18 protein-coding genes are annotated in these 25814 nt (G+C 47.7%); 8 read left to right on the top strand and 10 right to left on the bottom strand.

Features of this window, described 5'->3' with window-relative positions:
* Positions 1–79: 79 nt before the first annotated feature.
* From pepA to ABNS04_RS03045, 4 genes are all read left to right on the top strand, one after another.
* A complete protein-coding gene (gene pepA / locus ABNS04_RS03030) occupies positions 80–1588 on the top strand; it encodes a leucyl aminopeptidase (protein WP_006956974.1) in 1509 nt (502 codons plus the stop codon).
* A gap of 2 nt (positions 1589–1590) precedes the next feature.
* The gene (locus tag ABNS04_RS03035; RefSeq protein ID WP_006956975.1) at positions 1591–2037 is read left to right on the top strand and encodes a DNA polymerase III subunit chi; all 447 of its coding nucleotides are present in this window, start codon (positions 1591–1593) and stop codon (positions 2035–2037) included.
* Positions 2038–2044: 7 nt separating this feature from the next.
* Positions 2045–4894 (top strand): valine--tRNA ligase, encoded by a 2850-nt coding sequence (locus tag ABNS04_RS03040; RefSeq protein ID WP_348671181.1) that lies wholly within the window; start codon positions 2045–2047, stop codon positions 4892–4894.
* A 101-nt stretch (positions 4895–4995) separates the two neighbouring features.
* On the top strand, positions 4996–5433 hold the full coding sequence (locus ABNS04_RS03045; protein ID WP_006956977.1) for a hemerythrin domain-containing protein: 438 nt from the start codon (positions 4996–4998) through the stop codon (positions 5431–5433).
* Positions 5434–5452: 19 nt separating this feature from the next.
* Here ABNS04_RS03045 and rraB read toward each other — a convergent pair whose 3' ends face one another.
* Together rraB and ABNS04_RS03055 are read right to left on the bottom strand one after the other, a co-directional pair.
* Positions 5453–5824 carry a ribonuclease E inhibitor RraB gene (gene rraB, locus ABNS04_RS03050; RefSeq protein ID WP_006956978.1) on the bottom strand — a complete coding sequence of 124 codons (372 nt, stop codon included), beginning with the start codon at positions 5822–5824 and terminating at the stop codon, positions 5453–5455.
* Positions 5821–6555, bottom strand: coding sequence for a 1-acylglycerol-3-phosphate O-acyltransferase (locus ABNS04_RS03055; protein WP_272978734.1), 735 nt, complete (start codon positions 6553–6555; stop codon positions 5821–5823). The genes rraB and ABNS04_RS03055 overlap by 4 nt, the downstream gene beginning before the upstream one ends.
* A gap of 82 nt (positions 6556–6637) precedes the next feature.
* On the opposite strand from ABNS04_RS03055, the gene ABNS04_RS03060 reads away from it, so the two are divergent.
* Positions 6638–7738: an HD domain-containing phosphohydrolase gene (locus ABNS04_RS03060; protein ID WP_272978728.1), complete on the top strand. Its 1101-nt coding sequence runs from the start codon at positions 6638–6640 to the stop codon at positions 7736–7738.
* 2 nt (positions 7739–7740) lie between these two features.
* On the opposite strand, the gene parC is transcribed toward ABNS04_RS03060, so the two are convergent.
* The 4 genes from parC to ABNS04_RS03080 all read right to left on the bottom strand — a co-directional run bounded on the left by parC (position 7741) and on the right by ABNS04_RS03080 (position 13127).
* Positions 7741–10023 (bottom strand): DNA topoisomerase IV subunit A, encoded by a 2283-nt coding sequence (parC, locus tag ABNS04_RS03065; RefSeq protein ID WP_348671182.1) that lies wholly within the window; start codon positions 10021–10023, stop codon positions 7741–7743.
* A gap of 43 nt (positions 10024–10066) precedes the next feature.
* On the bottom strand, positions 10067–11965 hold the full coding sequence (gene parE, locus ABNS04_RS03070) for a DNA topoisomerase IV subunit B (RefSeq protein WP_207328229.1): 1899 nt from the start codon (positions 11963–11965) through the stop codon (positions 10067–10069).
* 79 nt (positions 11966–12044) lie between these two features.
* Positions 12045–12497, bottom strand: a complete 453-nt coding sequence (locus ABNS04_RS03075) for a DUF1249 domain-containing protein (RefSeq protein ID WP_006956983.1) — start codon at positions 12495–12497, stop codon at positions 12045–12047.
* Positions 12498–12518: 21 nt separating this feature from the next.
* A complete protein-coding gene (locus tag ABNS04_RS03080; protein ID WP_272977943.1) occupies positions 12519–13127 on the bottom strand; it encodes an NUDIX domain-containing protein in 609 nt (202 codons plus the stop codon).
* A 214-nt stretch (positions 13128–13341) separates the two neighbouring features.
* On the opposite strand from ABNS04_RS03080, the gene tolC reads away from it, so the two are divergent.
* Together tolC and lpxL are read left to right on the top strand one after the other, a co-directional pair.
* Positions 13342–14703: an outer membrane channel protein TolC gene (gene tolC / locus ABNS04_RS03085; RefSeq protein ID WP_272977944.1), complete on the top strand. Its 1362-nt coding sequence runs from the start codon at positions 13342–13344 to the stop codon at positions 14701–14703.
* Positions 14704–14813: 110 nt separating this feature from the next.
* Complete coding sequence (lpxL, locus tag ABNS04_RS03090) at positions 14814–15740, top strand: LpxL/LpxP family Kdo(2)-lipid IV(A) lauroyl/palmitoleoyl acyltransferase (protein ID WP_006956102.1); 927 nt, start codon at positions 14814–14816, stop codon at positions 15738–15740.
* Here lpxL and glnE read toward each other — a convergent pair.
* Together glnE and ABNS04_RS03100 are read right to left on the bottom strand one after the other, a co-directional pair.
* The gene (gene glnE, locus ABNS04_RS03095; RefSeq protein WP_272977945.1) at positions 15737–18580 is read right to left on the bottom strand and encodes a bifunctional [glutamate--ammonia ligase]-adenylyl-L-tyrosine phosphorylase/[glutamate--ammonia-ligase] adenylyltransferase; all 2844 of its coding nucleotides are present in this window, start codon (positions 18578–18580) and stop codon (positions 15737–15739) included. The genes lpxL and glnE overlap by 4 nt on opposite strands.
* 10 nt (positions 18581–18590) lie before the next feature.
* On the bottom strand, positions 18591–20090 hold the full coding sequence (locus ABNS04_RS03100) for a CYTH and CHAD domain-containing protein (protein ID WP_006956106.1): 1500 nt from the start codon (positions 20088–20090) through the stop codon (positions 18591–18593).
* A gap of 219 nt (positions 20091–20309) precedes the next feature.
* Here ABNS04_RS03100 and putA point away from each other — a divergent pair, with 219 nt between their 5' ends.
* Complete coding sequence (putA, locus tag ABNS04_RS03105) at positions 20310–23477, top strand: bifunctional proline dehydrogenase/L-glutamate gamma-semialdehyde dehydrogenase PutA (RefSeq protein WP_286682137.1); 3168 nt, start codon at positions 20310–20312, stop codon at positions 23475–23477.
* Positions 23478–23541: 64 nt separating this feature from the next.
* On the opposite strand, the gene ABNS04_RS03110 is transcribed toward putA, so the two are convergent.
* Both ABNS04_RS03110 and ABNS04_RS03115 read right to left on the bottom strand, forming a co-directional pair.
* Positions 23542–23964, bottom strand: a complete 423-nt coding sequence (locus tag ABNS04_RS03110; protein ID WP_272977751.1) for a hypothetical protein — start codon at positions 23962–23964, stop codon at positions 23542–23544.
* The gene (locus ABNS04_RS03115; RefSeq protein ID WP_272977750.1) at positions 23945–25726 is read right to left on the bottom strand and encodes an acyl-CoA dehydrogenase C-terminal domain-containing protein; all 1782 of its coding nucleotides are present in this window, start codon (positions 25724–25726) and stop codon (positions 23945–23947) included. The genes ABNS04_RS03110 and ABNS04_RS03115 overlap by 20 nt, the downstream gene beginning before the upstream one ends.
* Positions 25727–25814 lie beyond the last annotated feature (88 nt).

The raw sequence follows: 25814 nt of genomic DNA on the forward strand, positions 1-25814 counted from the left end.
CTTGTTATTTTAACAACAAATTTGTTTATTAGGCTAACTATAGCAGTCCTTGCGGCCTACCGAAATAGGAGCACAGTCCATGGAGTTCAGCGTAAAAAGTGGCAACCCAGAAAAACAACGTTCCGCGTGTATCGTTGTGGGTGTCTTCGAACCGCGGAGATTATCCGGTGTCGCAGAACAACTTGATAACGTCAGTGAAGGTTATCTTAGTAACCTTTTACGACGAGGAGACTTAGAAGGCAAGACCGGTCAAGTGCTCTTACTTCATCACGTCCCTAATGTACTCGCAGAACGCGTACTGCTCGTCGGTTGTGGTAAGGAGCGCGAGCTTGATGAACGCCAGTATAAGCAGATTATAGCTAAGACGATTAATACACTAAACGAAACGGGCTCAATGGAAGCGGTTTGTTTCTTAAGTGAGTTACATGTAAAAGGCCGTGATACTTATTGGAAAGTACGTATGGCGGTCGAAGCTGCACACCAAACGATCTATAGCTTTAATCAGCTGAAAACCAAAAAAGAAGAACCGCGTAGGCCATTACGCAAACTCACTTTTAACGTACCGAGTCGCAAAGAATTAACCATTGGTGAGCAAGCGATTAACCACGGTTTAGCCGTTGCCGCAGGTATGGATAAATGTCGTGACGTCGCCAATATGCCGCCTAACATCTGTACACCGCGCTATTTAGCCGATCAAGCCCATGCCCTAGCAGAAAAATATGCTCAACTGGAAGTAACCACGGTTGAGGAGAAGGAAATGGCCGAGCTCGGTATGAACGCTTACCTAGCCGTTGGTCGTGGCTCTGAGCATGAGTCAGTACTTACACTGATGCATTATAAAGGAGCCGCTGACGATCAGGCGCCTATAGTTTTAGTCGGTAAGGGACTGACCTTTGACTCAGGGGGGATTTCAATTAAACCGTCCGCCAATATGGACGAAATGAAATACGATATGGGTGGCGCTGCCGGCGTCTTTGGTGCGATGCAAGCGTTGGCTGAAATGCAGTTACCTATTAACGTGATTGGTGTGATGGCCGGCTGCGAAAATATGCCCGATGGTAAAGCGTATCGACCGGGTGACATTCTCACCACCATGAGCGGCCAAACCGTTGAAGTGCTAAATACCGATGCTGAGGGCCGATTGGTCTTATGCGATACGCTCACATATGTTGAGCGCTTTGAGCCAGAGCTTGTTATCGACTTGGCGACTTTAACCGGCGCTTGCGTAGTGGCGCTGGGTTCACACGCCTCAGCAGTGTTAAGTCAGCACAACCCATTAGCCAGCGAAATTTTAAATGCGGCGTCACAAAGTGGCGATAAAGCATGGCGTTTACCACTGTGGGACGAATACCAATCGCAATTGGATAGCCCCTTCGCTGACATGCAAAACATTGGCGGTAAAGAAGCTGGCACCATTACTGCCGCTTGTTTCTTATCTCGGTTTACGCGTAAATATAACTGGGCGCATATGGATATCGCGGGCACCGCCTGGAGTGGTGGCGCTAATAAAGGTTCCACTGGCCGTCCTGTACCCTTGCTTAGCCAATTTTTGATCAACCGCTGCCAACAAGTGGATGCAAACGACTAGTTATGCCCAGTGCAACGTTTTTTTTAGTACAAACGACCGACGAAGACGAGAAAAATAACCTGATTTGCGATAAAATCGCCGATCTTTTTCGTCAGTATCGCAAATTGCTTGTGGTATGCGAGGATCAGCAGCAGGCCGAACTGTTCGACGAACTGTTATGGCAGCGGCCTGCCGATGGGTTTATCCCCCATGCGTTAGTAGGTGAAGCCTTGCCGAACGGTGCGCCGGTGACGCTCTCGTGGCGTCAGTCAGAGCAACAACCGCGTACAGGCATGGCTCTGTTTAACTTGGCAAGCCAAGTGCCAGAGATTGCACAACGCAGCCAACATATTTTTGACCTTGTGCCGGCGCCCGAAGATGAAAAAGCCGTCGCACGAGAGCGATACAAACATTATCGTGCTCGCGGATGCCAAATGCGCACCGAGCCGTTAACAGCAAAGCACAATTAAGGCCATTATGGACAAGACGTACTCTCCTAAAGACATTGAAGAATCGTTATATCAAACGTGGGAAAGCAAAGGCTATTTTAAGCCTTCTGGCGAAGGTGATGCATACTCAATTATGATCCCACCCCCCAATGTGACAGGTAGCTTGCACATGGGTCACGCGTTCCAACACACCATTATGGATATCCTGACCCGCTATCAGCGGATGGACGGGAAAAACACATTATGGCAGGTCGGCTCCGATCACGCGGGCATTGCAACCCAAATGGTTGTTGAGCGTCAACTTGCAGCAGAAGGCAAAAGCCGCGCCGACTTAGGTCGTGAAGCGTTTATCGACAAAGTCTGGGAGTGGAAGCAAGAGTCTGGCGGCACTATTACCTCACAAATGCGTCGCTTAGGTGATTCTGTCGACTGGGATCGCGAGCGTTTTACGATGGATGAAGGTCTGTCTAAAGCAGTGCTAGAAGTCTTCGTAAAGCTTCACAAAGAAGGTCTTATATACCGTGGCAAGCGCTTGGTTAATTGGGATCCAAAGTTACAAACAGCGATTTCTGACCTTGAAGTTGAAAATAAAGAGCAGCAGGGTCACATCTGGCATCTACGTTATCCGCTAGCGGATGGCGAGAAAACGGAAGACGGTAAAGATTATTTGGTTGTCGCGACGACTCGACCCGAGACGATGCTGGGAGATGTTTGTGTTGCCGTTCATCCAGAAGACGCGCGTTACAAACACTTAGTCGGTAAGCACATTGAGCTACCACTCGTTAATCGCAGAATTCCAATCATTGCCGATGACTATGTTGACCGTGAGTTCGGTACTGGCTGCGTTAAAATCACCCCTGCTCATGACTTTAATGACTATGAAATAGGTAAACGCAACGAACTGGGCATGATTGCGGTACTTGATGATACGGCACATGTTTTAAGTACTGCGGGTTTGTATACGAGCAAAGGAGAAGCGGTTGAGTCGCTTGGTGAGTTTAAGGGCGAACTGCCTCAACAGTTTGCAGGGCTTGAACGCTTTGAAGCACGTAAACAAATCATCGCCGCGTTTGAAGAGCTCGAGCTCCTCGATAAGATTGAGAAGCATACCAACAAGGTGCCTTACGGCGACCGCGGCGGCGTACCAATTGAACCCCATTTGACGGATCAGTGGTATGTGCGTGTTGAATCATTAGCTAAACAGGCGACTGAAGCTGTTGAAGATGGTCGCATCGAGTTCGTACCCAAACAATACGAGAATATGTACTTCAGTTGGATGCGTGACATCCAGGACTGGTGTATTTCACGTCAACTGTGGTGGGGACACCGCATTCCAGCATGGTACGACGAACAAGGTAACGTCTATGTTGGACGCTCTGAGGAAGAGGTGCGCAAAGAAAACGACCTAGGCGACATCAAATTGTCTCAAGATGATGATGTCCTCGATACCTGGTTCTCCTCTGCGCTTTGGACTTTCTCGACGCTAGGTTGGCCAGAGCAAACTGACGATTTAAAAACGTTCCACCCGACTGATGTGCTGGTCACTGGTTTTGATATTATTTTCTTCTGGGTTGCGCGCATGATTATGATGACCATGCACTTCCTGAAAGATGAAAATGGTCAGCCTCAGGTCCCCTTCAAAAAGGTCTATGTCACTGGGCTTATTCGCGATGAAGAAGGCCAGAAGATGTCTAAGTCGAAAGGTAACGTACTGGATCCATTAGACATGATCGACGGCATTAGCGCTGATGCATTAGTCGAAAAGCGTACCGCTAATCTCATGCAACCTAAAATGCGCGAGAAAATTGCTAAAGCAACACGCAAACAGTTCCCTGAAGGCATCGCTGCACATGGTACCGATGCGTTGCGTTTTACTCTGACTGCGCTGGCTTCGACGGGTCGTGATATTAACTGGGATATGAAACGTCTTGAGGGTTATCGCAACTTCTGTAATAAGTTATGGAACGCTAGCCGCTATGTGTTGATGAACACGGAAGAACATGATTGCGGCCAGTCAGGTGAAGACTATCGCTTATCGCTCGCAGATGAGTGGATTATTGCGCGCTTCAACCACACTGTTAAAGAGTTCCGTCATGCACTCGATACCTATCGGTTTGACCAAGCCGCAGCGATTGCTTACGAGTTTACTTGGAACCAGTTCTGTGACTGGTATTTAGAGTTAACCAAGCCCGTACTTAATAATGGTACTGAAGCAGAGCAACGTGGCACGCGCCGTACCCTGGTCACTGTACTCGAGCAACTATTACGACTACTGCATCCTGTGTTGCCTTATATCACCGAGACTATTTGGCATCGTGTCAAACCGTTGGCCGGGGTTGAGGGTGAAACGATTATGTTGCAGCCGTTCCCACAAGCAAACGCCGATGTCGATCATCAAGCGATGCAGGACATGGAATGGTTAAAACGGGTGATCTTGGCGATCCGAAATATCCGTGGTGAGATGGATTTATCGCCTAACAAACCATTACCGTTGCTAATATCTCATTATGATGAGATGGCACGGGGCCGTATTGAAGCCAACAGAACATTCTTGCAGAGCCTGGCCAAACTTGAGCAAATCGACTACTTGAATGAAGGCGATGAGCCGCCAGCGAGTATGACAAGCCTTGTGGATAGTATGCAGTTGCACATCCCGATGGCTGGCTTAATTGACAAGGACGCCGAGTTAAAACGTCTCGATAAAGCCCTGCAAAAAGCCGAGCAAGAGCAAAAGCGCCTAAGCGGCAAGCTCAGTAACGAAAACTTCGTGAGTAAGGCACCTGAGGCCGTCATTGCTAAAGAGCGTGAGAAGCTGGCAGAAGCTGAAGAAGCGTTAGCTCAACTCAAGCAGCAGCACGCTAAAATAGCCTCTCTGTAATAGGTTTCGAGCATAAGTGAAGGCGCCTTTATGGCGCCTTTTTTCATCCAATTATCATCTCTCTGCGTAGAATATAAACCGCTTAACTTAAGGAGAGAGCAATGAATATCTTTGACGAACTTAAGACCGATCATGATAAGCAGCGCGCATTGTTGGACAACTTGAGCGACACGCAGGGGGATGAAGCAGAACGTCGCACCCAATTCAACGTTTTGAAAGCCCAACTTCAAGCACATGCTACGGCTGAAGAAAGGTATTTCTACTCACCATTGATTAACAACGATAGTACCGTCGACTTATCACGTCACGGTATTGCTGAACACCACGAGATTGACGAGCTCATTGAGACGATAGAGCAAACCGATATGTCATCGCCAGCTTGGCTTCAGCACTTGAAAAGCCTCAAACATAAAGTGCTTCACCACCTCGAAGACGAAGAACAGGGCTTTTTTCAGCAGGCAGGTAAGGTGCTTAGCACCCAACAAAAATCAGAGTTAGGTAGTGACTATCGCTTAGAAATGGATCAACAAGGTATATAGCAATAAGTTCGAGGACGAATTATTCGTCCTCGAAATCTTCCTCGTCTTCGTCAAGGAAAGTCCCCCAACCGTCGTACTCAACTTCACATTCTTCAGCCACGACTAAAATCTCGCGAATTTGACGCGAAAGGACATCTCGGTCAAGCGTACTTTCTGTGGAAGCTGCAAAAGCAAACCACCGCTCGCCTTGCTCGTCCTCAAACTCGTCCGCATCATCAACGTGATAGCCTTCTTTTACCATTTCTACAGCGGCCTTTTCGAGCTTGGTAAAGTCCTGTGACGCCAAATGATGCTCTATTAAATAGTATTCACTTGGATCGACACCATCTTCTAGCATGGCATCAATTGTTTCATTACTCTGCTCGAGCAAGACATCTAGCATTGAACTCATAAATTTCCTTCATCATTTTCACTGACGTGTTTATCTAGTAGAGCAATTTTGTTCTTCATCACCTCGTGAGTCTCACGAGAGAGTTGTCGTAGTGATTCTTTTGAGTAATTGGCTATGTTAATAGGTTCAAGGAACTCTATTTTTAGTACACCGTTGCTCCAACGATTCATTTTAATCTTTTCGTGTAAATTTGAAACACATACGGGAACAATATTTACTTGAGCTTTTAGTGCGGTGTGAAACGCGCCATTTTTAAATGGAAGCAGCCCTCTTCCATAACTTCGCGTTCCTTCAGGAAACATCCACACTGAAATATCTCTACGTTTAATCGCATCAGCCGTTTGCGCAATCGTGCCGTGTGCACGCCCTTTATTCTTTCTATCAATTAGAATATTGCCGGCGAGCCAGTATAATTGACCGAAGAATGGGATGTAACGCAGACTTTTTTTGCCGACCGTGACGGTATTTGGCGGTAGCATCGCCGCAATAGTAAAAATTTCCCAGCTATTTTGATGGTTGCAAATATAGACATAAGGCCCGCCCGGCGGTACATCAGGGTGCACCTTGACCTCGAGTTTTACACCCAATATGCGTGTAACCGAGCCGAAGATACGTGCCCATACGTATGTATTATTACGATGAAATGGCCTTAATATACAGAATATACAGCCGATAACTCCGAATAGGACGATAAAGATCCCTAAAAATATCCAGCGTATCGCAGCTAACATCATTACTCCTTGTTGTTTTGCTCGGCTAGTATATCGTGTTTATTCAAAATAAAACTCCGATCAGTCAAATATTAGGTAAGCTATGGCTTTATTTACCCGACCCGATATCTCAACCGATGTTTATATCGAGCTTATGGATGAGATTAAAGAGCTCCATCAACAAGCAGAGAACAGCGTAATTGCTCTAGAGTCTGCGCCAGACTCCGTTTCTCACCAAGAATCACTGTACCGCGCGATCCATACCATCAAAGGCGACTTAGGCATTATCGGGCTTACCCCCTTAATACCGCTCATCGGTGCTGTTGAAAATCTGCTGGACGACGTTCGCAATCAACGATTCTCTTTTAACGCGAGCATGGGTGACATCGTATTTAACTTAATCGATCACGTTTACAACTTTGTTCAATCTTGTAAAGACAGTGTTCGAGTTGAGTATCCAGACCAGCGCTATCAACGGGTAATTGGACTATGCCAAGCACTGGACTACAAACATATTGATAGCGCCTTACGAAAAATTCTAGTAACGCTAGCGCCTGAGCTAGTTATCACCGCCGACCTCAATAATAAGCCAACTTATACCCTCAATGCCCAAGACAATGCAGAAGCGGACTTATCGTTCTTTGAATCACTCATAACTCATGCGGAACAACGTTCAAGTTATTGGCAAGGTAGAGCCCAACGCCAACTAAAACTTGCCCTAATTATTAACAGACATGCAGGCTCACCAGTTGATGATAGACAATTAACAGCCGCATGCTTTGTACACGACTTCGGAATGTCGTTTTTACCTCTGTCCATTCTTCATGCGAAAGATGCGTTATCAGATGCGCAAAGTAACACGTTAAAAACGCATGTTTACCTGTCAGCCAAGTTACTCGAAAATCTACCACAATGGCAAAAAGCAAAACAAATGGTGTTACAACATCATGAGCGAGTCGACGGAGAGGGTTACCCCAATGGACTCAAACAATCCGACATCTGCGATGGCGCTAAAATATTAGCGATTGTTGACACATTTGACGCTATGACCCATGAACGCGCCCATAATCATCATTTAAAGAGACCGTATAGCCGAGCCCACGCTGAAATAAAACGGTTAGCAGGGACACAACTGTGTCCCTATTGGGTGACTGTATTTAATGAAGCGATGACTGAACTCATTAGAGTAAAACGGACGCTCTAGATTTAATCCTCGCTCGCATCGGTTTCCGATGATGAGTCGATCGTGTTACTAACCGCCTCTACTTCGATCCTATCGACACGTTGTAGACCACGCGGTAATTTATTGCCTCTTCGACCACGTTCACCATGGTAATGCGCAAGATCAGCAGGCTTCAGTGTCAACTTACGGCGGCCTGCATGCAAAGTTACCGTGCTCTCTGGGCTTGCAACACTCACTGCGACCACATACTCTTCCCGCGACTGAGCTCGCAATGTCGGAATACTGATCATTTTGTTACCTTTACCTTTTGCTAACTGTGGTAGGTCAGCTATCGGAAACACCAGCATGCGTCCCTCATTGGACACAACTATCACCTGTGCTTGTGCGGTATCTTTTACCTCTACAGGCGGCATTACCTTGGCCCCTGTGGGTAGCGTCAGGATCGCCTTACCATTTTTATTGCGTGAAACTAAATCTTTAAACTGACACACAAAACCATAACCAGCATCAGAACTTAGTAGATAATACTGTTCGTCTCTAGCCATCAGTGCATGCTGAACCATTTCTCCCGCCACCATATTAAAACGGCCTGTTAACGGTTCACCTTGGCTTCGAGCCGAGGGCAATGAATGGGCTTCGCAAGAATAGCTGCGCCCCGATGTATCAAGAAATACGACCGGTAGGTTGCTTTTGCCCTGAGCTGCTGCTTGGAAACTGTCGCCCGACTTGTAGCTCAGTTTCTCGCCATCGACATCATGCCCTTTGGCACAACGCACCCAGCCTTTAGCAGAGAGCACTACGGTCACCGCTTCAGCAGGCGTAAGTTCGGTTTCACTGAGAGCTTTAGCTTCAGCGCGTTCAACTAGAGGCGAACGACGCTCGTCGCCATACTTCTCGGCATCAGCAAGAATTTCTTTTTTGATAAGAGTTTTTAAGCGACGGTCTGAGTTGAGTAGCTGTGAGAGTTTTTCACGCTCTTTTTCAAGCTCCTCTTGCTCGCCCTTTAACTTCATTTCTTCTAAACGCGCTAAATGGCGTAATTTCAACTCCAGAATAGCTTCTGCCTGAGTATCCGTCAGCGCGAAACGCTTGATTAGTTCTTTTTTCGGCTCGTCTTCATAACGAATAATTTCAATGACTTCGTCAATATTCAAAAACGCTATTAATAGACCCTGCAAAATATGCAAACGCGCTTCTACTTTGTCGAGACGGTATTGCAATCGCCGCGTTACCGTTTGCTTACGGAACTCTAGCCACTCACCCAAAATACCGACCAGAGGTTTAACTTGTGGCCGACCATCCAAGCCAAGGATATTGAGGTTTACACGGTACTGCTTCTCGAGATCTGTGGTAGCAAACAAGTGCTTCATCAACTGCTCTGTATCAACACGATTAGAGCGCGGCACCACGACCAAACGAGTGGGGTTTTCGTGGTCTGATTCATCACGTAAGTCAGAAACTAAGGGCAGTTTTTTGGCTTGCATCTGTGCGGCTATCTGTTCCAACACTTTCGCGCCAGAAGCTTGATGAGGTAATGCAGTGAGTACGATCTCGTTTTCTTCAAGATGATACTTAGCACGCATTTTTATCGTCCCACGCCCCGATTCGTAAAGCTTTTTCAGATCCGCTTTCGGCGTGATAATTTCCGCGTCCGTTGGATAGTCAGGTCCTTGTAAGTGCTCCATCACCTCATCTAAATCTGCGCTCGGCCTATCAATTAATAACGCACATGCATTAGCCACTTCACGAGCATTATGCGGCGGAATATCTGTTGCCATACCGACAGCAATACCAGTAACCCCATTAAGCAGAATATGGGGTAAGCGTGCCGGTAACATTTTCGGCTCGCGCATCGTGCCATCAAAGTTGGGAATCCAGTCGACCGTGCCTTGCCCAAGCTCGCTCAACAGTACCTCGCTAAAGCGCGATAACTTAGCTTCGGTGTAACGCATGGCAGCGAACGACTTAGGATCATCCGGCGATCCCCAGTTTCCTTGACCATCAACGAGTGGGTGACGATAGCTAAATGGTTGCGCCATCAGTACCATTGCTTCATAACAGGCGCTATCACCATGCGGATGAAACTTACCAAGTACATCACCCACGGTACGAGCAGACTTTTTATATTTAGCCAGTGCCGAAAGCCCGAGCTCTGACATTGCGTAAATAATTCGACGTTGCACCGGCTTTAGGCCATCGCCAATATGCGGTAGCGCACGGTCCATAATGACGTACATCGAGTAGTTGAGGTACGCATCCTCAGTAAACTTACTCAGCGGTGTGCGTTCGGTTACTTCACTCGACATTGAGCTGTTCTCCATTTAAATTCATTTCGCGCAGTGGTCATTTTTATAATTCTGCCAAATCGGCCATATTGCCTTTGCTCTCTAGCCAAGTACGGCGATCGGCTGCACGCTTTTTCGCTAATAACATATCCATCAATTCCTCCATCGCCTCAGCATCGTCAATAGTGAGCTGTACGAGTCGACGGGTATTAGGGTCCATGGTCGTTTCACGGAGTGTCAATGGGTTCATTTCACCTAACCCTTTGAAGCGCTGCACGTTGACTTTTCCTTTGCGCTTCTCTGCTTCGATACGATCAAGAATGCCCTGCTTCTCGCCTTCATCAAGGGCATAGAACACATCTTTGCCAACATCAATGCGATACAGCGGAGGCATTGCCACAAAGATGTGCCCATTTTCGACCAAGGGTCGGAAGTGTTTTACGAACAAAGCGCACAATAAGGTGGCGATATGCAGACCATCCGAGTCAGCATCAGCAAGAATACAAATCTTGTTGTATCTCAGCTTGTCCAAATCCACCGAGTTCGGATCAACCCCCACGGCGACGGATATATCGTGTATTTCTTGGGAAGCAAGGATCTGTTCTGGGTCGACCTCCCAGGTATTGAGAATTTTTCCTCGTAACGGCATCACCGCTTGAAACTCACGATCGCGCGCCTGTTTAGCTGAGCCGCCTGCAGAGTCACCTTCGACCAAAAATAGCTCACTACGCTCACTGTCTTGACCCGAGCAGTCTGTCAGCTTGCCGGGAAGTGCAGGGCCAGACGTTACTTTTTTACGAACAACCTTTTTACTGGCTTTCAAGCGGCGCTGCGCATTAGAGATACAAAGTTCTGCAAGCGCCTCAGCTTGTTCGGTATGCTCATTGAGCCACAGGCTGAATGAATCTTTTACGACACCTGAAACAAAACTCGCCGACTGGCGAGACGACAAACGTTCTTTAGTCTGCCCGGCAAATTGCGGGTCTTCCATCTTCAGTGAAAGAATATAACTACACCGCTCCCACACATCATCAGGCGTTAATTTAACACCGCGCGGCGTTAAATTACGGAATTCACAGAATTCTCGCATGGCTTCTAACAAACCTTGTCGCAAGCCATTGACGTGCGTGCCGCCTAGCGCAGTGGGAATTAAGTTCACATAACTTTCAGTAACCGCTTCCCCACCTTCTGGTAACCAAGTCACTGCCCATTCTGCCGCCTCAGTTTTACTGACAAAGCTTCCATCAAAAGGCGCCTCCGGCAGTGTGGGGTATTCTTCAACGGCTTCTCGTAAGTAGTCCGTTAAGCCATCCTCGTAAAACCAGCTTGTTTCCTCTCCGTCAACATGATTGATAAAGCGAATGGTCAATCCCGGACAAAGAACCGCTTTTGCACGTAGGAGATGGGTCAGCTTTAAAACTGAAAATTTACTTGAGTCGAAATACTGTTCATCGGGCCAAAAGTGAACGCGGGTGCCCGTATTACGTTTACCACAGGTACCGGTGACGTCCAGTTCTGAAACTTTGTCACCGTTTTCAAACGCCATTTCGTACACTTGACTGTCACGGCGAATCGTTATTTCGACGCGTTTGGATAACGCGTTAACAACCGAAATACCGACGCCATGAAGACCACCTGAAAATTGATAGTTCTTATTAGAGAATTTCCCACCCGCGTGGAGTTTACTCATTATCAGCTCCACCCCGGGGATTTTCTCCTCTGGGTGAATATCAACAGGCATGCCTCGACCATCGTCAGTCACTTCGAGTGACTGATCTTTGTGTAATACCACCGTGATGGTTTTAGCATGCCCTGCGAGCGCTTCGTCGACACTGTTATCGATAACTTCTTGGCCAAGATGGTTAGGGCGCGACGTGTCTGTATACATACCCGGTCGACGTTGGACCGGCTCAAGGCCGTTTAAGACCTCGATCGAATCGGATTTATAATCTGTCATGGTTATGATCTAATTTTTGGACCAGCGCGACACATTGTCGTGTATATGGTTATTATTGTGGATTCAATGTACCGCTATTATCGGTCTATTTGAAGTCGTGTGGTAAAAATTTATCTAAGCGTAGCATCGGCACTTGTCCACGCGTTTTAATGAGCATCAACCAATCTGCTAGGAACTGATTCACTTGATGTTTTTCATCAGGATGTCGCATTTCTGGATTGGGCTGCTGATAGTTTACACGCAGCCGACTCACCCCCTGACTCGAGAGCACCTCTGCCATCCGAACATCATGATATAGACGCACGTCGAGTTGTGTCAGTAAGTAATCAGCTGACCAATGCTCTCGCTTTTGCGCAATGCGGACATCACTCGTGTATTTTGACTCACTCAACTGAGTAATTTCAAACGTTAGGTGCGCGCCAGCACGAATGACATGTGGGTGTTCTGAGTCCGGTACAAGTCGTACCAACCCGGCATAGTTGCGTTCATTAATACGATGTAACTCAGCTACATCAATAACGTACCGCTCATCTCTCATAGTCGACGCTTTACACCTTAATTATTTGGCAAATGGTAGCTTATTAATATGTAATTGAAGCCATTGTAGACCAATCACACTAGCCGCATTATTAATGCGCCCTTGCTCTAACCATTCTATCACGCTTTCGAAGGGTTTGACGTGCACGCGGATATCCTCATGTTCCGACTCGACTCCTGCTAGCTCAGCCGCTTGGCTGGCATCGACTTCAGCAATATAAATAGTTAAGCGCTCGTCAGTCCCCCCGGGGCTTGAATAATAACTCAATGCTTTGACTAACTGCTTAGCGCGCAGCCCCGCCTCTTCAAATAATTCACGATGCGCCACTTGTTCGGGCGTTTCATCGCCATCAAACATGCCAGCAACAAACTCTAACAACCAAGGACCGTATTCGTTTTTCATAGCTCCCATACGAAACTGCTCTAGAACCACGAGTTCCTGAGTGATTGGGTCATAGGGAATCACCACTACGGCATCACCGCGCTCCATCAGTTCGCGCGTAATCGAGGGTCCCCACCCGCCAGCAAACAATTTATGTTTGAGTGTGTACTGGTTTACCGACAAAAATCCCTTATAAAGTGAATCTTTACTTTCAATTTGAACATCATCTTTACTAAACTGTTTCACCATGACTCCTAACTAACGCTAAAAAGAAGCAGCTCATCTATTTGCATACATTCTGTTACACTTAAGCGTGATCTGAAACCTTCTTTCGCTTAAAGTTAAGCCAGATTAAGTTTAAACTGGTAATCATTCAAACGTGTATGTAAACTTATTGAATATTCAAAGCGACTCATACACTGATTACACTGTCGAATACCATCAGCACAGGGCAACGTTAGCAATGAAAAAACATTTAGTGTCCATTACTGTTGGCTTAGCGCTAGCCACAGCGAGTTTTACTACCAGCGCAGAAGATTTACGTGACGTATACCAGTTAGCTGTGAAGAACGATCCAGCTTTACTCCGGGCAGCCGCCGAGCGTGATGCCGCACAAAAGAACGTCGATATCGCTAATTCCGCATTCTGGCCACAGATCGCGGGCGAAGTTGGCATCAGTGATTCTTCATCAGAATCATTCCAGCCAGGCTTAGGCACATACCAGCGCGATTCAAATGGCTGGAGCGCTGGCGTTAGCTTAAATCAAAACATTTTTGACTGGAGCACATGGAAAGAGTCAGATATCGCTAACAAACAAGCCTATCGCGCTGAAGTCGCTTATCAAGCCGCGGAACAATCATTGCGCTTACGCGTCGTAAACGCCTACTTTGGTGCACTGCAAGCAAAAGACGACTTAGCCTTTGCCCAATCTGAAAAACGAGCAATCGAGCGCCAGCTAGAACAGACTAAACAACGGTTTTCAGTCGGTCTGACTGCGATTACTGACGTTCATGAAGCGCAGGCTCAATATGACAGCGCTGTTGCTCGCGAAATTCAAGCGCGTAACGCCGTTGAAATTGCGATGGAAAATATTCGCGAAATCACAGGTCAGTATCCGCAATCCTTAGCCGGTCTCAATACCGATACTTTTTCGCCTTCTGACCCTCAGCCTGCGGAAGTCCTCCGTTGGGTTAAAAAGGCTGAAAATAACAATCTAAATCTCATGCAAAGCATGGTGAATGTTGACATCGCCGAGCAGCAGATCGAAGTTAATCAAGCCGGTCACTACCCGACTGTTGGCTTAACAGCAAGCTACAGTACTCAAGACAGTGAAACCACGATCGACGGTACCACCATAGACTTACCTCGACTTGACACGCGCTCTATTGGTGTAAAAGTTTCTGTACCAATCTTCAGCGGTTTCCGGACCTCATCACAAGTTGCTCAGGCACGCGACAACTATGTTGCTGCAAGCCAATCAATGGTGGAAACTCAGCGCTCGGTTGAGCGTCAAGTTCGCAATGCCTACTACGAGGTCAATGCATCAATTGCGAGTATCCGTGCATTCCAGCAAGCAGTAACCTCAGCCGAGAGTGCACTAAAAGCAACGGAAGCAGGCTTTGAAGTGGGTACTCGGACTATCGTCGATGTACTTAACAGTACCCGTAATTTGTTCGATGCACGCCGTAATCTAGCGCAGGCACGCTACGGCTATATTCGTCAGCGTATCAACCTCGAACAAACGGTTGGGGAATTGCAAGCTGATGATTTGCAAGCCATCAACGAAAGCCTCTCTGAAAATGTTGATAGCACGGCGGCTGAATAAGTCGTTCAATTAAGCTTCAACACTGAACGTGCAGTGAATGGTCGGTTCACTGCACGTTTTTGATTTGTGTTAATCTACGTATTATTCGTTCCAAAATAAGAACTGTGTCCGTGATCGAACAACCCAAGTTTAAACTCTATTTTTTACACCCTAAGTTCTGGCTAACTTGGCTCGGTGTTATTTTCCTTTATTCTGTTTCATGGTTACCGTATCGCCTACAGATCGCCATGGGTAAAGGCTTGGGCCGATTGTTAATGAAGGCGTTACCGCGTCGAGTCGCCATTGCACGCCGTAACTTAGCACTGGCATTTCCCGATAAACCGGCCGATGAGATCGAACGATTAGTTAAGAAAAACTTAGAAAATACGGGAATCGCCTATTTCGAAGTGGGTATCGCGTGGTGGTGGCCGAATTGGCGTATCAAACGCAAGCTGCACGTCCATGGCGAAGAAAACCTAAGAGATGCTCAAGAAGGCGGCAAAGGCGTATTAATGCTCTTGTTCCACTTCTTGAGTTTAGAGGTTCATGCACGTTTACACGGCTTTGTTGAGCCTGCAGTTGGACTCTATCGTCCTCACAACAATGCCGTTATGGAGTACTTACAGACTAAAGGGCGCGCGCGTTCAAACAAGTATATGATCCAACGTCGCGATGTAAAAGGCATGGTCAATGCTATCAAGAACGGTGAAATAGCCGGTTATTTACCGGATCAAGACTATGGCCGTCGCCGCGTCGTATTCGCTCCCTTTTTCGCAGTCCCTGACGCTTCTACAACCACCGGCACCATGCTGTTCGCCAACCACAAAAACTGCAACGTTATTGTCAGTCGTTGCGTTCGACGTGAAGATGGCACGGGCTACGATGTTTACTACGAGCCTAAGTTAGTCAACTTCCCGATAGGCGATGACCTCGCCGACGCAACGCTCATTAACCAACTGGTTGAGCAAGCCGTATTGAAAGCGCCTGAACAGTACCTATGGGTCCATCGACGCTTCAAAACACGACCCCAAGAGGATATGCCGAGCTACTACAGCTAAATGCCGCTCGCATTTTCGCTCAGTAAACGCGACCAAACACGACGAACTGCATCACGCTCTGTGGTTAAGTCGTGTTGGCTTAACGCATCTTCGCCCTGTAATGCCAACGCATGGCTCTCACAGCGAAAAATTTGATACGCGTTGATAAGATCTTGTGCTTCCACAGGATCGATTAAATGACACTGTTCGGCGCAAGTTAGGATACGAATATTGTCCGAATACTCGGTCAATTGTGGATAATCATGCGCATAGTTGAGTACTAGATACTGCGCAATAAACTCGATGTCCGCTATCCCGCCTGGATCTTGCTTGATATCGAAGTGAGTGCCCCCGCTTGAAAGATGTGCCCGCATCTTTTGGCGCATCGCAAGAATATCTTCCCGTAAGCTAGTTGCTTCTCGCGTACGCGACAAAATGGCGCAACGGATATCTTGTAAGTCAGCTTGCACAGCATCGGTCCCGTATATCGGGCGCGCACGCACCAAAGCCTGCAACTCCCAAGTCCATGCATCATCGCGTAAGTAGCGGATAAACGAATCTAACTGCGTTACCAATAAGCCAGCTTGACCAGAGGGTCTTAAGCGTAAATCAACCTCGTATAAAACTCCCGCCACGGTTCGTGTAGTAAATAAGTGCAGAATACGCTGCGCCAATCGCAAGTAAAATTGTTGCACTTCGATAGGTTTGGCACCATCAGTGTAGCCTTCGTACTGCGCGTGAGTCACAAAGACCAAATCAAGATCTGAGCCATATCCGAGCTCCAACCCCCCTAGCTTACCGTATGCCAGTACGCCAAAGCCCGTATCCTGTATCGAACGTCCTGGCGGTGTGCCGTGACGCTGCGCCATTTGTCGCCAAGCCAGATGCACGACTTCTGCGGTCACCGCCTGAGCCAAATAACTCAAGTGGTCACTTACTTTCATAAGCTCTAAGCCACCCGTGATATCCGCAGCCGCAATTTTAAGCTGCAACACCTGTTTCGCTTGCCGTAACGCATCCATTTGTGACTCTAAATCATCTTCGGGCGTGCGTATCAGAAACTCATTGAGTACGCTTGGGTAATCAGTCAAATCAGGTAGTTGGTACAAGTGCTGCGGATCGATCAGCTCGTCGAGTAGAATAGGATGCAGTGCCAATTGCTGCGAAACCCACGGTGAAGCGGCACACAGACGACAAAGTTGAACTCGGGCGCCTGGGTTTTCGGCCAACAACTCAATGTAAGCTGTTCTACTCATAATGGCGCGAATAACAGTAAGCACACGCTCAAGAATCGTCATCGATTGAGGTTGCGCTATCATCTGCCGAAATAACAATGGCATTAAACGCGCTAATGCGGCTCGACCTCGCGGCCCCGAACTTCGCTTACGAGCTTCACTGCGAAATTGCTTGATTAAACGCCAGATACCGTCAACATCTTGCTCACCTTCTGCAGCAATAATTTCCAGTGCCGCGTCGTCTTCGAGCATATCTTGCCATAGCACTTGTAGACTTTGCTCTTCCTCGTCGCACTCAGATCCTTCACCTACCACTTGCTTAAATTCATTGTGAATAAAGTCCATCGCTTGAACAATGCGTTGCTCAAGCTGAGCAAAGTCTTCCTCACCCATGAGATAAGCAAGTTTCTCTTGCGCTGATTCATCGTGAGGTAGCTTTTGCGTTTGCTCATCAGCTAATTGTTGCAGTCGATGTTCAACTTCACGAAGCAACTCATAGGCTTGCAGTAGACGTTTTGCCACTGACCCTTGGAAGATGTCGAGGTTGACCATTGCCTCGTATGCACGATAGATTGAGCGCGTTTGTAACGACTTCTCGCGTCCACCACGGATCAACTGATGGGCTTGGGCAATGAACTCAACTTCTCGTATCCCACCCGCTGCTAACTTAATATTACCCTGTGCGCCCTGTCGCCTGGTCTCCTGAGTAATCAGAAGCTTCATTTTGCGCAGCGCTTCAATAGCACCGAAATCAATGTAACGTCTGTAGACAAACGGCCGGATGAGTTCTTGAAATGCATTTGTCTGCTTCTTGCCTAAACGATTGAGCAGCCGTGCCTTTACCATCGCATAGCGTTCCCAGTCACGCCCTTGCTCCTGATAGTAATGCTCTAAAGCCGCTAAGCTCGTGACCAGCGGGCCTGACTGTCCAAAAGGCCGAAGCCGCATATCGACACGAAACGCTTGACCATCAAACGTGTTTTCATCCAAAACAGCGATTAACGCCTGAGCTAACCGAGTAAAAAACACGGAGTTTTCTACCGACCGCGAGCCGCCCTGTGTTTCACCCTGCTCTGGATAATAAAAAATAAGATCGATATCAGAGGAAAAGTTGAGCTCACGACCGCCGAGCTTGCCCATACCGAGCACATAAAGATGCTGCAGTTCGCCATCAATATCGAGCGGACGCCCTAAACGTTGATAAAAGCGCTGTTCAAGCCAGTGTAATGATTCGATAATCAATGTATCGGCGAGTTCCGAATAAAAGGCGAGTGATTCAGCTAAGCTGCGTTGACCTTGCCATTCTAATAGCGCACTCGCTGCCATGTGAGCATGCCTGAATCGCCTCACAGCAGCTTTTAGTTCATTCTCGGACTCAACCGCTGCAATATGAGTTAAAAAAGCCGCTCGAATCTCATTTGCCGAAATCGGTTCAAGCCACGCTGCGGCTAACGCTTCGGGATACCGCTCAGCTACCTCGCCAATAAAAGAGGAGACGGCGACACCATGACGTAGTGAATTGAGCATGCCTTGCGGTAAACGGATCTGCTCGTGAATACGCTGCCAAACTGGCTCCGAGGCTTCAATAAAGTGTTTTGCCGGTACTCGGTCTAATCGGTTTTGCATGGTCACCCACTTATTGCTGCCAATAAGGTTCACGACGTAATGCCGCCTTGCGTGAGTACTCTAAAGCAGTTAGTAAGGATTCGCGTTGAACTTTTTGCCATTCCAGTAATTTCTCATCGGCAAGATCATCACTGTTTTTTACCATTTCATGTAGAATGTGGAGCGCGTTAATTTCACGAATCCCCCGCGCTAGGTCAAGCCACGGCGAACGGAAGTTATCACGCTGCTGAGCATCGTACAGCTGACCTAAGCAGGTACCTAGCATTAAGCTATGTTGTAAAGCCGGCAACAACTTTAAATAACGCTCTTCTGACATATCCTCAACTTCCTCGAACGCCGCTTGAACGTCTTTCCAGTCGTTGCGTAAAAGTTCTGTACTCCAACTTTGACAAGGCTGCTCAAGCGCCTCGTTAGTCGGCTTTTCCATTAAAAATTGAGACAAATCGAGCAATACACATTGATAACTATCAGAACGCACCACCTTGACCAATTCTGCTAATTGTATCACTTGCTGTTGAGTATCCTCTAAATGCTCGTACAAACTTGATTGCTTTTTTAACGCTCGATGATAAGCGCCATCTTCGGCCGTGAGCTCAGCCAATCCTTCAAAACGCTTTAGCCAGCTTAGCGACTGGTGGATTTCCGCTAATTGTTCAGGCAGATCGCGACAGTCAATGTCGAGACTTCTCAGCTGATCAATGACTGCGCGGCAAAGATAAATTCCGTCGGCCATACCTTGAGCAGCGCGAACGTGGGCGTGATACTCCAGACATGCCTCGTTGTGTTGCCAATGACGCAAACCGTACTCGAGCGCCTTATAAAGTGCGTCGGCGAGCGAATAATCCGAATTAATATCAACAAAGTGCGTTTGAACAAAGGGTTCCAACGCACTCTTTCCTGCTAATAAGTAACCACGCGCGGCTTTACTGAGAGAACCCATTCGTGCGTTCGCTTTTTTCACGAGACGTTCCGCTAAACGATAGACATCAGCAAGGTCGCCGCCTTGTAGCTCTAGCTCCATCTCAACGATTCGTTCTGTTTTTTCACCCGCGACAATCTCACCCATATCAAGCACAAGTTCAATCTGACCATCCCCGCTTGGAATGTGCCATTTGTGGCGAGTGAAGTCCGTTTTGAAAAGCGCTTGTAGATCGCGCTGGATATCGTATACAGGGAAATCATCCGGCCATATCCCCTCATCAAATAAGGTGATATCCGGCTCCATCGAGTCAACATTAAGGTTATATTCTGGTCGTTCGTGCATGCCACCAAGAACTCGACCTGCCAACTTGATTGTTTGCTCTAATTGATCTCCTGAACGTCTGATACGTAAACCCATATCATACTGTCGTAATCGCAGATCGCTGGTATCAAAATATGCGTTCGCCAATTCGAGCGCCTGATAAGACGATTCTGCTCCGTGCTCTTGAGCCACGGTTCGACATTCATTGAGTGTATTCTCACGCTGTTGTGGCTCAATTAATAGTTTGAGCTCAATTTCTTGTGACATGTTGGGGTACCCAGTGCTGGAAGCTTTGTGCTAAAGGTACTGACTTGTTTCCAAAGGGTCAATAAACATTGTTTTCAAGGCTTTATTGACAGCCATCGAGAAAATATGCAACGTAGCTTTGGAAAGTCTTTACCGGCGCAAAAATAATCGTATACTTGCGCCCGATTCCCATCGTTGGGGAAGCACGCCGAGCTTCGGCCTGGCCAAACAGGAGATGCTATGTTCAAAGCGAGTGAGGTGCTATCCAAAAGCCATCAGGCAGAGGATCTGAAGTCCTTGCAGCAAGCAATAACCGACAATTATATCGTCGATGAAGATGCATATATGCGTGAGTTGTTGCCGCTGGTGCCGTCAGATGATGACGCGGTTAGTACAGTGACGGAGCGCGCCGCCAAGTTAGTCGAGCAAGTGCGAGAGCAAGCCGACAACGGTATGGTCGATTCGTTTTTGCAAGAGTACAGCTTAGACACCAAAGAGGGTATTATCCTCATGTGTCTCGCCGAGGCTCTGTTACGTATTCCCGATGCAGCCACTGCAGACGCCCTGATACAAGACAAATTGTCAGGCGGTGATTGGCAAAAGCATATGGGCCAAAGTGCTTCATGGTTAGTTAATTCCGGTACTTGGGGGTTAGCGCTTACCAACGGCGTTATCAATCCCACCGGAAAAGCGATGGAAACGCCACGAGGCACCTTCCGCCGCATGATCCGCAAGCTAGGTAAACCCGTGGTTCGTAAAGCAACGTATGCCGCGATGCAAATTATGGGTAAACAGTTTGTTTTAGGCCGTACGATTGAGGAAGCCTTAAAAGAAAGTCGTGAAAATCGCGACAAAGGCTATACCCACGCTTACGATATGCTCGGCGAAGCCGCATTAACGATGAGTGATGCAGAGTACTACAAGCAACAGTACGTCAATTCGATTAAAACCATCACCAATGAAAAATTCAATAATCCGGATGCACCGCGCCCCACGATTTCTATCAAACTATCGGCGCTGCACCCGCGTTACGAGGCATCGAACCACGAACGCGTATTAACTGAGTTGGCGACGACGCTCACCGACCTCGTCAAGCTTGCGAAAGAAGCTGATGTTGGCGTGACCATCGATGCTGAGGAGGTGGATCGCCACGAATTATCACTCGAGTTATTCGAAAAAGTGTATCGGAGTGGTGTGTGTAAAGGCTGGCCGCGCTTTGGTTTGGTGGTTCAAGCCTACTCTAAGCGCGCATTGCCCACCTTATGCTGGATTACTGCGCTTGCCCGCGAGTGCGGCGATGAAATTCCTGTACGTTTAGTAAAAGGTGCGTACTGGGATAATGAGATTAAATGGAGTCAAGAGAATGGTGTCACAGGATATCCTGTGTTTACCCGCAAGGCTCACAGTGATCTTTCTTATATTGCCTGCGCACGTTACTTACTAAGCGATGATACGGATGGTGCCATCTATCCACAGTTTGCAACTCATAATGCGCAGACCATTATGTCTATTGAGCACATGAACGAGACGCATAAGCGCCGCATTGAGTATCAACGCCTACATGGTATGGGTGATAATCTTTACGACACGCTGATGAAGCAGAAGCCAGGTATGGTTGTGCGCATATATGCGCCCGTGGGTCCTCATCGCGATCTATTACCTTACTTAGTGCGCCGCTTACTCGAGAACGGTGCTAACTCGTCATTCGTTCATAAGCTACTTGATGCTGATACCCCCGTCGACGAATTGGTTGTACATCCGCTGAAGACAGCAATGCGTCACGAAGTTTATGCTAACGACAAGATTCCACTTCCTCCTGCAATGTATGAGGAACGCAAAAATTCATTAGGATTGAATATGAATATTCACTCACAAGCAGATGATTTCATTGCCGCGGTACAACAGTATCGCGACAAACAATGGCAAGGTGGCCCAATTGTTGACGGTAAGACCGTAGAGACCGACCACCAAGTAAGCATCACTAGCCCGCAAGAGACTACAAAACAAGTGGGTAGTATTTATTGGGGCGATAAAAAGCTTGCTGAACAAGCATTGCAAAGCGCTAATAAAGCCTATCGTGCATGGCGTGAGGTGCCGGTTGACGAACGTGCGACCTGCCTCGAAAAATTTGCCGACTTAATGGAAGCTAACCGTAATGAATTAATTGCGCTGTGTTCCGTTGAGGCGGGCAAAGGCTTGCAAGACGGTATTGATGAAGTCCGTGAAGCCGTTGATTTCTGCCGCTACTATGCGAAAGAAGCGCGTAAATTAATGGACGGCGAGATTCAGTTGCCAGGCCCCACAGGCGAAGACAACAAACTGAAACTCGAAGGTCGCGGTACCTTTATTTGCATCAGCCCGTGGAACTTCCCTCTTGCTATTTTCGTTGGCCAAGTCGTCGCTGCACTGGTAACCGGTAACTCTGTTATCGCTAAACCAGCTGAGCAAACTGGGCTTATAGCATATCGTGCAGTACAACTTGCTCTGGAAGCCGGTGTGCCAGGCAATGTCTTGCACTTTATGCCAGGTAGTGGTGCCGAAGTCGGTAGTTTCCTGACTTCTCAGGAAGACATCGGCGGTGTTTGCTTCACAGGCTCTACCTATACAGCACAGGCAATCAACCGCGCTTTAGCAGCGCGCACTGGGCCTATCGTGCCGCTGATTGCCGAAACAGGCGGTCAGAATGCCATGTTAATCGATTCAACGTCGCTACCTGAGCAAGTGGTCACTGATGTTGTCGCAAGTGCATTCCAAAGTGCCGGACAGCGCTGCTCAGCACTGCGTGTTTTGTTTGTCCAAGATGATATTGCGGATCGTATTTTCGACTTACTGCGCGGTGCGATGGAAGAACTTGAAGTCGGCGATCCGTTGTTGCACGAAACCGATGTCGGTCCAGTCATTGACGGTATTGCTAAAACTAATTTGGAACAGCATATCTCAGATATTCAACAAGCGGGTCGTCTGATCGCTCGAGCGCCGATGCCTGATTATACTCAAGGCGGCACTTTTGTTGCGCCAACGGCTATTGAAATCGACAGCATCAGCCAGTTAGTCAAGGAAAACTTTGGTCCAATTCTTCATGTCATCCGCTACAAAACTGAAGAGTTGGATGATGTAATCGACAGTATCAACGGCACAGGTTACGGCCTTACATTTGGCATCCATAGCCGTAACGAAACGTTCGCGTATGACATCGCAAGCCGCGTTGATGTCGGTAACGTTTACATCAACCGTAACCAAATCGGTGCGATTGTCGGCGTTCAACCATTCGGTGGACGTGGTATGTCAGGTACTGGGCCGAAAGCAGGTGGACCGCACTACCTCACGCGTTTCATTACTGAAAAAACGCGTTCCGACAACATCACTGCTGTCGGTGGTAATGCGACACTACTCTCGCTGGACGACTAATCGATCGAGTTGTCTATCGATGCAAACAAAAGCGGCGGCGCCTCAGGCGCCGCTTTTTTGTAGGCTATCGGTTATCCTTAATAACAATGTCGGTTCCCTCAAGCTGCTGCTCAAGAGCTTCATCGTAAATAATATAAACTTCATGTTTACCACCTCCGTCACTAAATTCGACGGCGGCTATATCCGCTTCATGACGGACAACCCGCGGTGGTTCATTTAGCAGATAGTGTTTGGGTGGCAAGATAAAACGCCTTTCAACGAGTTCTCGCCCGTCCCAATACGCAGCTTCCTGTTTTGGTCGGAACTTAATTACGATAATAATAAATATCGTCATCGTTAACAGTACGCCAATAGCTATCAGCCACAACGGAACCTTTCCACCAATATAAATCGCCATCCATAGGGCTAAAAAAAAGCCGCCCCAACCTTGGGGGCGGCGACTATCGCGATAAAAGCTAATTGTTTGTTTAGAAGTCTTCGTCGTCATGTAAATATAAGCTCTCACTACCGTCTTCGATGGCACTGATCAATGACGAAATACGTGGCAATATCCGCGCAAAATAAAACCGTGCTGTCTTAATTTTGCTCGCCAAGTAAGGCCGTTCGCCTTGTTTTGTCTCTGCAACCAATGCCATACGTAACCATAAGTATGCATACGCAATATAACCGACCAAATGCAAATACTCCACCGCAACGGAGTTGACTTGATTCTCATCATTTTGCGTGCGCTCAATGATTTGTCCGGTCACGCGTTCTAGTTCATCAACGGCCTGCTTGAGTTGATTAAATTGAGCATTCCAGTTGTCGGTGGCAGCTTCATTAACAAATGCTTTAATCTCGGCAACAAATGGATGTAGCAGCTGACCTTTAGAACCAACCACTTTGCGCCCGAGTAAGTCGAGTGCTTGAATACCATTGGTGCCTTCATAAATTTGTGCAATGCGGGTGTCACGAATGAGTTGCTCTTGTCCCCACTCCCGAACATAGCCGTGACCGCCGAAAATCTGTTGTCCATGAATTGTTGACTCAAGACCCGTGTCCGTCAAAAAGGCTTTTGCAACAGGGGTTAGCAGTGCCACCATTGCGTCCGCCTGTTGCTTCACTTCATCTGACTCACCGTATTTTGCTCGGTCCAATTGTTGCCCAACCCAGGTTGAAAACGCACGTCCACCTTCGGTAAGTGACTTCATGGTTAACAACATCCGACGGATGTCGCCATGCACCAATAAGGGATCAGCAGCTGCACTCATATCACGCGTCGCTTTTGCACCGCGTCCCTGAATACGTTCTCTCGCATACTCCAACGCATTTTGATAAGAGCGTTCTGCGGTTCCAAGACCCTGAATCCCTACTCCCAGACGTTCATAGTTCATCATGGTAAACATCGCAGCCAAACCACGGTTAGGCTCACCGACCATCCAGCCGCGTGCGCCGTCAAAGTTCATCACGCAAGTAGCTGAACCATGGATTCCCATTTTATGTTCAATGGAGCCACAACTGACCGCATTACGCTCACCGACTGAGCCATCGTCGTTGACTAAAAATTTCGGCACTACAAAAAGCGATATACCTTTCGTGCCAGCGGGTGCGTCAGGCAATTTTGCCAGCACTAGGTGTACGATATTATCGACCAAATCATGTTCACCACCGGTGATGAAAATCTTGGTTCCTGAAATGAGATAGCTATCGTCACCTTGTGGTTCGGCTTTAGTTTTTATAATCCCTAAGTCAGTACCCGCATGAGGTTCAGTTAAGCACATGGTGCCGGTCCACTCGCCTTGCACCATTTTCTCTAGATAAGTTTGTTTGATGTCGTCGCTACCATGCAAATCAAGCGTCATGATGGCGCCAGAGGTTAGCCCAGGGTAAAGGGAAAAAGCGACATCGGCCGAACACAGCATTTCTTCGTACTGAGCTGAGAGTGATTTCGGTAGCCCCATACCACCAAAATCTGGGTTTGCGGTAACGCCCACCCAGCCACCTTCAGCTAATTGGCGGAAGTTTTCCTTATAAGCTGCGGGTGTCGTGACTTCACCGCCATTAAAACTCACGCCTTCCTCATCAGCTTGACGAGATACCGGCGCGATGAGCTGCTCAGCGACCTTTGCGGCTTCATCAAGAATCGCTGACGCTGTGTCTTGATCCATCATCTCCGCAAGCATGTCGCTTTTTTGCCAATCGGCGGTGACATTAAATACATCATGAAGGACAAAATCCATGTCATCTCTTGGCGCACGATAATCGGCCATGACCTACCTCTCTTTATACAAAGTTGAACCCGTTCGACGTTTTTTCAAACAGGCGTTTAATTCAGTTGTTTAAAGAGTAAAAAGGTCA

The sequence above is a fragment of the uncultured Idiomarina sp. genome, assembly GCF_964010655.1.
Taxonomy (GTDB): domain Bacteria; phylum Pseudomonadota; class Gammaproteobacteria; order Enterobacterales; family Alteromonadaceae; genus Idiomarina; species Idiomarina baltica.